14 protein-coding genes are annotated in these 12,063 nt (G+C 45.7%); all 14 read right to left on the bottom strand.

All coding sequences use genetic code 11. From position 1 onward, the window contains the following. Positions 1-17: 17 nt before the first annotated feature. Positions 18-773: a hypothetical protein gene (locus AC1RM2_RS04880; RefSeq protein WP_492983885.1), complete on the bottom strand. Its 756-nt coding sequence runs from the start codon at positions 771-773 to the stop codon at positions 18-20. Continuing rightward, the gene (locus tag AC1RM2_RS04875) at positions 763-1,275 is read right to left on the bottom strand and encodes a hypothetical protein (RefSeq protein ID WP_492983884.1); all 513 of its coding nucleotides are present in this window, start codon (positions 1,273-1,275) and stop codon (positions 763-765) included. The genes AC1RM2_RS04880 and AC1RM2_RS04875 overlap by 11 nt, the downstream gene beginning before the upstream one ends. Positions 1,276-1,484: 209 nt before the next feature. After that, positions 1,485-1,763: a hypothetical protein gene (locus AC1RM2_RS04870; protein WP_492983883.1), complete on the bottom strand. Its 279-nt coding sequence runs from the start codon at positions 1,761-1,763 to the stop codon at positions 1,485-1,487. 56 nt (positions 1,764-1,819) lie between these two features. Next, on the bottom strand, positions 1,820-2,278 hold the full coding sequence (locus tag AC1RM2_RS04865) for a PH domain-containing protein (RefSeq protein ID WP_492983882.1): 459 nt from the start codon (positions 2,276-2,278) through the stop codon (positions 1,820-1,822). Then, positions 2,265-2,858, bottom strand: a complete 594-nt coding sequence (locus AC1RM2_RS04860) for a hypothetical protein (protein WP_492983881.1) — start codon at positions 2,856-2,858, stop codon at positions 2,265-2,267. The genes AC1RM2_RS04865 and AC1RM2_RS04860 overlap by 14 nt, the downstream gene beginning before the upstream one ends. Positions 2,859-2,864: 6 nt before the next feature. Beyond that, on the bottom strand, positions 2,865-3,635 hold the full coding sequence (locus AC1RM2_RS04855; RefSeq protein WP_492983880.1) for a DUF4099 domain-containing protein: 771 nt from the start codon (positions 3,633-3,635) through the stop codon (positions 2,865-2,867). A gap of 1 nt (position 3,636) precedes the next feature. Further along, positions 3,637-4,809, bottom strand: a complete 1,173-nt coding sequence (locus AC1RM2_RS04850; protein WP_492983879.1) for a zincin-like metallopeptidase domain-containing protein — start codon at positions 4,807-4,809, stop codon at positions 3,637-3,639. Continuing rightward, positions 4,766-5,224, bottom strand: a complete 459-nt coding sequence (locus AC1RM2_RS04845; protein ID WP_492983878.1) for a M23 family metallopeptidase — start codon at positions 5,222-5,224, stop codon at positions 4,766-4,768. The genes AC1RM2_RS04850 and AC1RM2_RS04845 overlap by 44 nt, the downstream gene beginning before the upstream one ends. A 2-nt stretch (positions 5,225-5,226) precedes the next feature. Beyond that, complete coding sequence (locus AC1RM2_RS04840; RefSeq protein WP_492983877.1) at positions 5,227-5,634, bottom strand: hypothetical protein; 408 nt, start codon at positions 5,632-5,634, stop codon at positions 5,227-5,229. A gap of 19 nt (positions 5,635-5,653) precedes the next feature. Further along, positions 5,654-6,061, bottom strand: coding sequence for a hypothetical protein (locus tag AC1RM2_RS04835; RefSeq protein WP_492983876.1), 408 nt, complete (start codon positions 6,059-6,061; stop codon positions 5,654-5,656). Between the two features lie 15 nt (positions 6,062-6,076). Beyond that, a complete protein-coding gene (locus AC1RM2_RS04830; RefSeq protein WP_492983875.1) occupies positions 6,077-6,496 on the bottom strand; it encodes a hypothetical protein in 420 nt (139 codons plus the stop codon). After that, positions 6,493-8,493, bottom strand: a complete 2,001-nt coding sequence (locus tag AC1RM2_RS04825; protein ID WP_492983874.1) for a type IV secretion system DNA-binding domain-containing protein — start codon at positions 8,491-8,493, stop codon at positions 6,493-6,495. The genes AC1RM2_RS04830 and AC1RM2_RS04825 overlap by 4 nt, the downstream gene beginning before the upstream one ends. A 164-nt stretch (positions 8,494-8,657) precedes the next feature. Further along, the gene (locus AC1RM2_RS04820; protein ID WP_492983873.1) at positions 8,658-9,818 is read right to left on the bottom strand and encodes a hypothetical protein; all 1,161 of its coding nucleotides are present in this window, start codon (positions 9,816-9,818) and stop codon (positions 8,658-8,660) included. Beyond that, positions 9,808-11,802, bottom strand: coding sequence for a reverse transcriptase/maturase family protein (locus AC1RM2_RS04815; protein ID WP_492983872.1), 1,995 nt, complete (start codon positions 11,800-11,802; stop codon positions 9,808-9,810). The genes AC1RM2_RS04820 and AC1RM2_RS04815 overlap by 11 nt, the downstream gene beginning before the upstream one ends. Positions 11,803-12,063 lie beyond the last annotated feature (261 nt).

The raw sequence follows: 12,063 nt of genomic DNA, 5'->3' as shown, positions 1-12,063 counted from the left end.
TGAGTGAGACAGAAAGGCTACTGCCTTCTACCTTTGGGAGAAATGTCGTTATTGATATTTCGGAGCGCGTCCCGCTTGCTTATATTCTCCGCAATAAAAATGTCCAGGCCTGTCGCTGATAAAGGGGTCACTTTTGCCTTCCAGTTCATTTGAAAAGGATGCTCAAACAAAAGATCTGTTTCACCGATGCCGTACTCGCGGGCGACGGCCACTGGATCGAGTTTCAATTCATTGGGAATTTCGAGCACGACAACATTTTCGGGCATTTCGAAAAGGTTCTCATCAGCACTAAAGAGCTCATGCGATTCCGTATTATAAAAGCATAAATATTCTTCACCGCTGTCCGACATTTCCATGTCCTTAAAGCTGATGGACTTCCAGGGTAATTCTGTTTCTCTAAATTCTTTCAGGCGCCAGTCGATCGTGAAATCGGTTCCTGCTAAATCAATGTGTGGCAGCCTGCCTGAAAGCCTGAGTGCGGTATCATGATCACCAAGATAAAAACCCCATTCATTATGCTGGCTCATCGCGTTAATATCCTTTTTAAACGTTTTTGTCCACGATGCCGCAGCATCGATTACCGGTGCCGGAATTTTAACGGTGATATTTTTTTTATAGATATTAAAGACTGCAGTATAGACATCATCCGATTTATCTAAGGCGGAAAAGTTAAGAACGTTGTCGGGCTTGTTGAACTGCCTGAATTCCTTTTTTACCGGATCAATGATAAAAGGCGTTGCGCCGATAGCGATCATGGCTATACTATTTTTCATGCGATTCGGTTTTGGAGAGTACCGGTGCTGCCTGGTCGAACAGGCTGTCGATGTAGTCTTTCCGGGCTTTTAAAAGTTCGAGGATTTGGCCAAGTGCCTTTTTCAGGACAGTATTGTCAACTCCGGTAAAGGTAAATTGAACCTTCAGATCGTCCACACTGATAATGGTGACGTGTGAGATATTTAAACAGTGCATAAGTTTAGTCTGCCGTACTTTAAAATCCTTGATCTGCATGGGCTCCAGCCAGGTCACTGTTTTGACTATGATACCGGTGCTGCTCATGAACATTTCAGGAGAAATGATATACAATTCCGCACATAATAAACTGACATGGCAGACAAACGCAATTAGCATCAGCCAGCTTATGATGACCAGTAATGGGTTTAACAGGTAAGCACCTGCGATACAACAAAGGAATAATATGAACCAGGAAAAAGTGCGAATAAATATAAATCGGACGGAAGGCCGCATGGGCGCTATCCCAAAAGGAAATGGTTTCATAAATAAGGAATTAAGTAAGAAGTCAGCAGGCGTTTTCAAGGAAGAGGAAAAGCCTATAATGCATTAAGGTGAAAGCATCGTTCACCTCAGAAAATGATTTAAAAATAAAAATCCCCAAACACTCGCTGCCGGGGACTTTCAACCTAAACCTTATCACAAATTCGGGCAGAGAAGCCCGCTTTTAAGATGTTGCAAAATAACAATTAAATTTAATAGTTCCTGTTGTAGGAGGCATTGCGCATGTAATCGTTAAACCTGCGCTGGAATTCTCTTTCCTGGTTTATCCGTTTATGGAGCACTGAACATCTCCAGGCACATAAGCCAATGGCCAGAAAGGCCACAGATAAACAAGTCAATGTTTCTTTTCTTGCTTCAGCGGCCTGGGCAGGGGTCATTTCAGCTTTGCTGTGTTTTCTGCCTACTGCGCCAAAGAAGCAAAACATAGAGATTACACAGGTTAGTAAAATGTTGCGAATAATAGCTTTCATAGCGCCGATTTCTTAGTTAAAAATACTAAATTACTTAGTAATATACAAGCTTTTTTTCAATTTAATTCATAAATATGATTGTTATGCCTGGCCTGCTGGACCCGCTCCCGGATGGTATCGGTGACCTTTGATACCGGGATACCCCGGAACAGTACCACCTGATTTTCAACATCCGTCGTTTTCAGGGTCAGGTACATGAGCTTGAATAATTGCAACAAAAAAGGTTGTGTAATAATGTAGTCTTTTACCCGGAACATTTCGACCTGGTCAATGCGTTTAAAGAATATGCCACGGGTGATCAGGATATATTCGGCGCTTATTAAATACTTAAAACTGCGTATATAGAGCAATCGATACCAGGCCACGCCGCAAACGGCCATGCTAAAGACGATAAAGTATGGGGAAAGTGTCCAGGCCAGAAAAAGGAAAGCGATAGCGAACAGCATTAGCGGCGCCACTTTAACAAAAGCGAATAACATAGCCGGCTTCAATAAGATATCATCATTCTGCGTCATGTTTTAATTGGTCTAAAAAGTTTAATGATCCGACCGGCTTGGCCGTGCGGAAGCGTGGACGTATGGAAAAAGTTTCCTGAAAAGCATGCAGGGAAATCTTTTCCTGATTAAAAACCTGTAAACGTTGGCCACGATAAATATGGATTTCTGAGCCCATATAGCTGATCTGGACAGGGATATTTTTTATTGCCGCTGCTAATTTTATATCGGTGATATGCCCGATCAGGTCTTTACCAAATACCAGTGTAACCAAACGGCCAGGAAAACTTTGCCTGATCCATTCAGCCTGCGCGTTATGCATCCTGTTGCCTATGGCGATAAATGCCAGCTGCTCCAGCCGTGGAAACCGATGGCGGTTAAGCGTGATAAAGGCCATGGCTTCCATTACGGAATAGGTAATGATCAAATGTGTTGCATGACTGGTGCCTGCAAACCACAGGTTGGGCGTGGATGGTACGATGTGAAAACCTGCACCATATCGTTCATGCTGATCACCATAGGAAAAGAAGAGTTCCTCATCTGCCTTAAAAAACGCCTGGATTTCCGATGGAATACCAAGTCTTATTAACTGTTGATTCATCACCGCTTACCTTCCCTTTCGGGACTGCGACCGTTCGAACTGGTGCGGCTTGAAACCATGCTGGTTCTCGATATCCTTAATCGCCTGGTAATAGCCTGGGCTTAATTTTTCAGCAGCTTTTTGATCACGTTTCTGGTTAAATAAGGCATTCAGCCCTTTAAATACCATATAGGATATGCCGCCGTCCATCAGGATGGATGCAACCAGCGCCAGTTTATTGGAGCGGATACCATGCCGGTCTGTTGCGGAATAGCTGAAGCGGGTGCCGTCTGGTATCTGCACTTCTTTGCCCTTTCGGTAATTCTCTTTTTGAGCAGGGGTCAGAAATTCCTTATTGACCATATCGGGGGCTAAGATCTTCTCCGTATCTGAAACGATAAATTCCTTTGTTTCCGGATCGTATTCGACCAGCATTTCCTTTTTATTGCCATGGTTATCGAGGGCTATTCTCAGCACACTCCCAACTTCACCCTTTTGTAATTGAAGGGCTTCATTCCTGGTCAGCAGATCGGGGATCACCGCATCGCGATAGATCGGGTGGATCAAGAGGTCTATCTGCCCGTTTTCATTCGGCTTTAGCGATATCTTGGCATTGATCGATTTGATCTTGAAATTTTCTGATTCCAGGTCATGCAATTCGAGTAAGCTGGTACGGCGACCTGAAAGCAAAGCTTTCAGGTCATCGACGTTCAACAGCAGCTGGCCGCCAGCGGCCAGCCCGATGGTCTCCAGGTCCTTGACCGGGAGATTATCTTCGTGATATAATACCGGGTTCATCTTATCGTCCTATTTTATAGTTTTGTCCCTGTTCTTCGGATTGGCCCTGTGCCTCGTCGAGCGCCAATTCGGGTTCCCTCGGATTGGTTTTGGCCTCTAACAAAGATTTGTAAAGCCCGTATTCCGGCTTCAGCACTTTACGGGCACCATCGGCATCTTGTACTTTGATGCTTTTGGTTTTGTAGGTTTCCAGCACCTTGTAAGTGGTGTCCAGGTAGGCGATCTCGTCACCTTTCTTAAACCCGGTTTCGACACTTTGCTTTTGTTCCCTTTTCTGGTTGACACCCAGGAGGAGGTTGGCGATCTTTTGTGCATCCCGGGAAGCCTTGGCAATTTCAAAAGGTTCATCCTTTAATATTTTAACGAAATTGTTCATATAGGCCGCCTGCTGTCCGAAGTTATGGCCGATCTTCAATTCGCCTCCGATCAGAATGCCGGCAATGGCTGCGCGTAATTCTTCGCGGGCATAATCCATAGAGCCGAATTTTCCCTCCATCGGGCGGTTAAGGCGGTTTTCATGACCGGTCCAGTGCGCCAGCTGGTGGATAGCTGCCTGCAGGTATTTAACCTCATTGCCAAATGTCTCCGGTTCTGGCAGGAATATGGCATCCCGTTTTTTGTCAAAATAAGCTTCCTGTCCGCCATGGATAATGACGGCTTTGCTGTCATCGATCAATTTCATGGCACGTTCCGTTGGATCCATCGTTTGTCCGGCCTCCTGTTTTTGCAGGAACTCCTGCAAGGGAATGACATCGTTCATTTGCTCGGCATTAAAAAGGAACGCCTGGCCTCGCTGCGGTTTTTCGAATTCTACGGTTTTGGTTTGGGTGACGCCATCTTTTTTGATCCTGTCCCCTTCAGCAGTACGGATAGCCTGGATATCGCTCGTTTTCGGGAACTCGATCAGCGTACCTTTTTCATCTTTCTTCACCCAGTTTCCTGCGAAACGAGCGGCATCGGCTGACATCCAGCGCGGATCGTCGTGGCGCTGCATGCCGAGGATCAGCGCGTTCATCGCGCTGTAGCCTTTGCCGGTGGTCGGATTGATGGGTGTGACAAAGGCAGGCATACCATTTTCCTTAATGGGTTTCTGAAAGAGGGAATTACCCTCTTTGATTTCCGCTACCAGCTTATCTGAAAGCTGCACGGGTAGTGCTTTGAAAGTTTTGCTCATTTTCTTGTTTTTTTAGCAGTTCGTATAAAAATTTAAGTGGATTGATGTATTTGTGCCTGTAGATGATACTGAAATGCAGGTGTTCGCCGGTTACCCGTCCGGTTGCGCCGGTGAGGCCGATAGGTTCACCAGTGCGTACGGTATCGCCCGGAAAAACAAACATCCTGCTGAGGTGGCCATAGACCGATTCCAACTCGCCATGTACGAGCCGCAGGCGCAGCCCCAAACCCTCATCATTGCCGGCAGCTTTTACCCGGCCAGCCAGAACAGCATATACCGTATCATTCCGGGCTTTGAAATCAATACCGGCATGCAGGCTATATTTCCCGCTAAGCGGGTGGATGCGGTATCCGTAGTCAGAATTTATTTTCAGGTGTTTGAGGGGAAGGCAGACCAGGCAAATGCCGATCAGCATTTTCAACGGGTATAGGTTTTCGCCAGATCCTGATTTGGTCCCTGGCTGATGGACTCCAATACACGTTCCTGCACGCCTGGATGATCTCCGGCCAATGCCAGCGCGGCATTTAAGGCCTGTGAAGTTCCCCTGTCCTGCAGCAGCATGATCTTGTACATGGCTTTAAAGTCATCGAGCGGCATTTCTGAACTGTGGTTGGTGAGGTCGTCAAAGACCTGTTTTTTGTCTTTGAGCATCATTACCTGGGCGGCGGGAAAAAAGGCCTCGCCGCCTTCGGGAAAGCGTACATAATTCTCTGTTTCGGACCTGGCATAGGTCAGGACGCCGATCTGTGCCTTATTCCTGCCGGTCTCGTTTTCCGGATCCGGCTGTACCAGGACAAGTGTCCCGGCTAGAGTTGCATTTTCCATATTGTTTCATTTTAAAGATTTACCTGCCTATTTTTCGGGATGGGGCAATTTCTATGATCTCATTCAGCCGGATCGTTGCCCAGCGATGGAGTTCCGGGTCGTCGTTTAACTGTTGGAAAGCATTCCTGCGTTCCAAGTCAGATCCGGTTTCCTGTAGTCTTGCAAGATTTTGGAGGTTCTCAGGTATGGGCGCCCATAGCGCCGCCCTTTTATTTTCTGCTGTTTCCTTTAACTCTACAGGAGTTCTCATGACGAACAGGTGTTCCGAACGAAAGGGTTCCACTTCCTCATCCTCAAACCTTACCCAAATTTTGTCGTCCGTAAAGTCTGCGTATTCAATGATGCCGATTTTGCCCATGAAATCGGATAACCACAGACTGGGACTAACCATGACCATTAAGTCTATCGTGTCTTGTTCATTCATCATGTTTTCAAGTTTTTATTACCTGCCCCGTTTGATGTCCTGATCGAGGCCCAAACTTTTTTCAAGTGTGATCAAAGCGGCTATTATAAGTTCAGGGTCTTTTTGGACGATCTTCATGGCTGCCCGCTGGTGTTGCCTGGTGCCGTAATCCAGCAGCAAGGCGATAGTTTTGAGGTCTCTGAAGGTGTCGACCGAAAGCGTCAGCGCATTTTGATGTATAAACCCATAGATGTCCGAGGGGTCTTTAAAGGTCAGCAAGGCGTCAGCACTGTAAAGGCCAACCACCTTGTCCTCAAAGCCGACAAAAAATTCGTCTGTATTTAAAATGGCTGCGGTAATGATGCCGATCTGGCCCTGCTTATTCACCGGGTCATCATTCAAGTCCGGGTGTACCAGCAGGAATTCAGGCAGCTGCACTTCATTGGTTTCTTCTTTCATTTTTTCATGGTCGCTTTTACGGGTATGGTCGGTAGAGGCGGTTTAAAGGCCAGTACCATTTCCTGAATTTCCTGCGAGATGTGATTAAAGTTCTGCCGCAGCTTTTCGTCCATTTGCCCGCCAAAATCATAAAAGGACGGCAGGGTTCTATAACCCCGCTCTTCCTTCCTGATCTCTTCCATATCCAGGTTGATGCGGCAATTGACGGCGGAGGTTTCAAACTGGCCGGTATATTTTTCCTGGGCATCAGCGGCAATCATGCCCACCATTTCTCCCGAATTGAGGGAAGCAATTTTCCCTGCCGGGATCAGCGCCTCCAGCTTTTCATTCAGGGATGTGGAGGTTTTATTGCGGTCTATGGACAGCCCTTCACCCAATTGCTTGGATTTGCCAAAAAGCCTTTCCAGCCATTCCAGGGTTTCCTTATTCCTGACGGAACCGGAAAGGACTGTTCCCACCACTGCGGTGATGGTGGCAGCGGTATCTTTCCCGTACTGCTGATTGAATTGGGGCAATTCCTGCAGGCCCATCAGAACAGCGACCTTATTCGACCGTGCGGTGGCGATCAGGTTCTCCACCCGGTGAACAAATAAGGTGGGCACTTCATCGACGATCAGCGCCGATGGCAGGTTGCCTTTGGTGTTGATGAGCTTGGTCAGCCGGTTAATAATAATGGAATAGCAGGCAGAGTTAATATTCTGCGTGTTCGGGTCGTTGGCCAATACGAGCATTCCCGGGTTTTCCTTTGCGGATATCTTCAGGTCAAAGTCATTGCCGGAAAAGACCCAAAAAGTTTCTTTCGTTGCCAGCCGGCTGATAAAGATCTTCAGCGTACCGATCTGTCCCTCTAACTGGTCAAATGCTTTGGCATTATAAGCCGTCATAAAAGGAGACAGCAGGGAACGCAGCTCCGGCTCGGAGGTCAATGCGTTGAAGATCTCCTCGTAAGACCGGTTCAGTAAGGCCAGTACATGGGGAAAGCTGGAATAGATGCCGCCTTTGTATTTGCTCATAAAATACACGCAGGATGCTAAGAAATTTATTGCAGACTGTGTGAAGAACTGGTCGCTGCCGCCGGAACGGTCGCCTTTTTTTAGCGCTTCTACGAGTGCCTCGGCGGTTTCCGCCGCGTCGGCCAATGACCTGATATAATCTGCCCGCCAGGGATTTATACGACGGCTCTTTTCAATATCGTTCAGGTTAATGACATGAAAGGCAAAGCCTTTCAGCTTCCCGTTCTGCTTAGCCAGCAGGTAATGGTAATAAGCAATGTGACCCAGATCTGGGAACTTGAAATCATACAGGCAGACCGCAAACTCTTTGGCGATCAGCTGCCGGATGAAAGGATTAACGATAGAAAAGCTTTTCCCGCTGCCGGGCGTTCCGATGACCATCGTGCCCCGGAACACATTACAGATATTGATCCAGCCCTTCCAAACTTTGCCTTTATGGTAAAAAAGCATGGGTATATTCACCGAGTAAGGCGTATCTATCCGTTTTACCGGCTGCATAAAGCTTTCCGCTTCCGTGTTCCATATATCCTTTCCCAGGCCCGATTTAATGAACTTGGAAATGTTGTCCATCGATAAACTCACCATGAGTGCCCCGCCGAATGAGCAAACCATGTACAGCAGATCATACCAGCTCGTATAAGCAAATGCCAGCGGGGAACCGCGGCCCTGAAAAACGAGACTGCCAAAGAATAAAAACAGACCGAATGCAAGCGGATAGACGATGTGCTTTTTAGGGTCGAGGTCTGTTTTCTTTTTTGCCAGCGTACCGATGCTGACCAGGCAGGTCAGGCCAAACGTTGTCAGCTTACTGTAGACCAGGCCGGAATAAATGACCAGGTGGCTGATCCTGTCCAGTGGGGTAAAAAAAATGCCCCAGAAAGGGGCATCGTGATAAATGAAGATAGCGGCTTCTAATCCTATGGACAAATAGATCGCACATTGCAAAAACCCATGGAGTTTTTGCTGTTCCCTGGTTTCTTCCATCGGGCACCTGTTAAATTTAAAAAGCCACAGCCATATGGTGCGGCCCATCCTGGTATAAGGCAATAATCCAAGGCTTACTTTATCGTCTTCCTAAGTATTACAGGTTTGACAAGCCAGAAACTGCCTGTTTTCTATACCCATGGGTAAATGCCTAACCTAAAAGTTTAGCGTTTGATGGATGCATAAGCTACTTCTGTTTGTTGTGCCTCCTGCGGAATAATTAATTGTTCTGTCCCGGCTTCACGCTCTCTTTCTGCGATCTTGTTGCTGATCTCCAGTTCCAGTCTGGCCAGTTCCTTTTTCAGGGAGGCCAGTTCATATTCCTGTTCAAAGGGACGTTGGGTGAGTTCTCTGACTTCAGGGATCTGCTGAATGATACCGGTTAGCTCTTTTTCATAGCGTTCAGCCATACTAACCACCCTGTTGATGGCTTCCAGGAAATACCTGGCGGCCAGTTTAGGATTGTCAATATTGGGTGCCCCGCCGTTTTGCATGTATTTGATACCAGTAGAACGGCTTTCCGCGTAAAGGGAGGTTACCTGTTCAATCCGGCTGGTAAACCCGGTCTCCACTGACTGCAGTTTGCGCCGGATAAAAAGATCAAAACCATATAACTCACCCAAATGCTGTTCAGGTTTGCTGAGATCGGCCGGTGCCCAGTTTTTATACAAGTCGATAAAGCGGTTTCCAATGGCAACGGCATCTGATTCGGCTATATTGGTCAATCGCAGGGGATTGAGCTTTGTTCCTTCAGCATCATATTTCAGCACCGCTTTGTATGCCTGCTCATCCTTGCGGACCAGTTCCAGCGTTTGCGTTGTTTCCCGGCTTTTCTTTTCCAGGTCCTCCAACAGGTAGCGGCTCCTGGCAACCTCCTTGAAATGCGCGCCTTTATAGCCTTCTAATTCAGCAACCTTCTTTTCGACCCTCGTCTTTTCCAATAATGAAGTATCACCTGACAGGATCGCGATATATTCGGAAAAGCTCATGCCGCTTTGCTCATCGATGGCTCCTTCGTCGAGTGTTCGCACGGACAGTTCATTGTTCTTCATCTGGCTGATGAAGATCTGTTTGTTTTTGAGCAGGTTGAATTTATAGTTATCCAGGGATTGTTCGACGGCGTAAATAAAATTCCTGACCTTGTTACCGTAAGCCATTTTGGCGAGCCAGTTTCCCTGCCTGGCGCCTCTTCCGTCCCGTTGTAGGCTAAGCACCCAACGCCTTGCCGTATTACTACGGTAGGTTTTCAAGTACTCGCCCCCGAACCGTACGTACATGTCTCCATGTATACGGCTCTCCACTAATATTATCAGTCTATCCTCCATGATGAATTTTACCGTGACAATCAAGGCATACTGCCATCGTTTTGCGATTACGGGCGATCATTAGTGTTTCCCAATAGCTTTTGCCTTTGAGATCTTTTAGTTTTCGCACATGATGCATTTCCAACTTACAGTCTTCCTTTCCACATAACTCGCATTTATTGGCGGCAAGCCTGTCAATAAGGCTCGTTGAGCTTCTATAAATGACCGAGTTAGGGATGATGTCAATTGATTTATCGTACCATGAATTTTTTATTCGCTTAAAACCATCATTATAAAACACCCTTGTCTTTGTTTCACCTTTTTTATTGCGGTATTTCACCACAAAGTCCTTATCCTGTCTAAATTTCTCTATGACATTGTGGACGGAGGTTCGGTATTTAGTACCGTATGTTTTATACATACTGTACTTCATGATGTAATAGAATGAGTTGATTAAAGAACTGTTGTTGGCAATTGAGTAGTAGTTATAGAACCCTCTGATTTCAGCATTGTATTGTTCCAGGATTTCGAGGTCGTCATTGTCTTTTAAAGAATATCTGCCTTTGGGTTTCCATACTTCATGTCCGTTATGATTAACGATTTTCAGTACCCGGTAGTCCAGTAGCTTTTTCTTAATAGTCTCGTTTGTTATTTCGAGAACAATTCTTCCACCGTAATTCCTTACTAATTTTCCTGCTTTATCCCTTTTTGTCAGGTTCGATTTCCTTACATAGATGTCATATCCCAAGAATTTTGCAGGCTTATTGGCATGGGTAATCAGCGTCTTTTCTTCTGAAAGCTCTAACTTCAATTCCGTTGACAGGAACTTGCCTATCTCGTTTTTGATAAGTTGGCTATCTTCTTTACTGCCGATTATGCCAATCAGAAAGTCATCTGCATATCTCTGGTAAACAATCCTCCTATATTCGTTATCTTGCGCTAACGTGAATGGGATATTGGGGCGTTCTTTTTCTATGTCCCTAATAGTTTTAATCAGTTCCTCTCTCTTAATCTCATTCGTTTCTGTTTTAAGTTTTCGAACCGCATTGCCTCTTTGGACTTCAAGTTTTCGGTAAACAGGATTTCTCTGCCTTGCTTCTCCTTTGTCGAATTTTTTCTTGTATTCGGACATATGTTTATCCAGTTTATCCAGATAAATGTTTGCCAGTATGGGGCTGATGATACCACCTTGCGGGGTTCCGCTGTTGGTTCCATGATATACCCATTCTTCAACATACCCAGCGTTCAAAAACTTTCTGATAAGGCGTATAAATCTATCGTCAGAGATTCTTTCCTGAAGTATGCTAATCATGGTTTCATGATTGATATTATCAAAAAAGCCTTTTATATCTCCTTCAACAAACCATTTCACGCCGGTAAAAGTGGTTTGGATTATCTTTAAGGCTGTATGGCAGCTTCTTTCGGGTCTGAACCCATGAGATGTTTTCTCAAAGTAGCCTTCATAAATAGCCTCTAAAATCATCCTGATTACCTCTTGTACCAGTTTGTCATTGAAAGCCGGAATTCCAAGAGGACGTCTTTTCCCATTTTTTTTGGGAATGTACGTTCTCCTCGAGGGCATTGGCTGATACGCTTCATTTTTCAGCATATCAATAAGCTGTTCAATTCTGTCGATACTCATTTGGTCAATGGTTTCTTCATTGACCCCTTTTGTCATGTTGCCTTCTTTCGCATAAATGTTTTGATAGGCAATAAAGAACATCTCTTTGTTGAACATAATCCTGTAAAGTCTCTCAAACTTGTACTCTTTTAAAGCACTGTGTTCTGTCAGACTGTTTAACACTCTTTCTGGATTTCTCATAATGTCTCTCACATTTTCCATTAATTGTATTAAAAATATTAGCTGTCCTCCTTCGCCATGTACAAGGCTTTCCCTTGCTCGGACTACTACGAGGACTCCGTTACCATATCGGATATTCAAAAGCCTGCGCTTTATAGCCACGCCAGTGGCATTCCGACTTAGGTAATCCCCGTTTAGCTGCATACTAACTATTGGCGCGACAGGTTCTCGGATACGACTTCTACCTTTTAATGCTTATTGCACTTGCGCTGTGGTTTGTTTATGCTGATGCTCCTGAACAGCGGAACAACAGTACCACAGTATGACGATTTCAGTTACCTTACGTCATAGTCCCGAGACAGACCACTTAGGCTATCGTTCAATCAGTATGGATTTTATCCTTATACCTGTCTTTTCGTCTCACCATTCAGTCGCAGCGTTGGTAACTCGCTGACTTATGGGTTT

This window comes from Mucilaginibacter sp. GW822-FHT03E02 (genome assembly GCF_058801545.1).
This window is presented reverse-complemented; position numbering and strand designations above follow the sequence as displayed.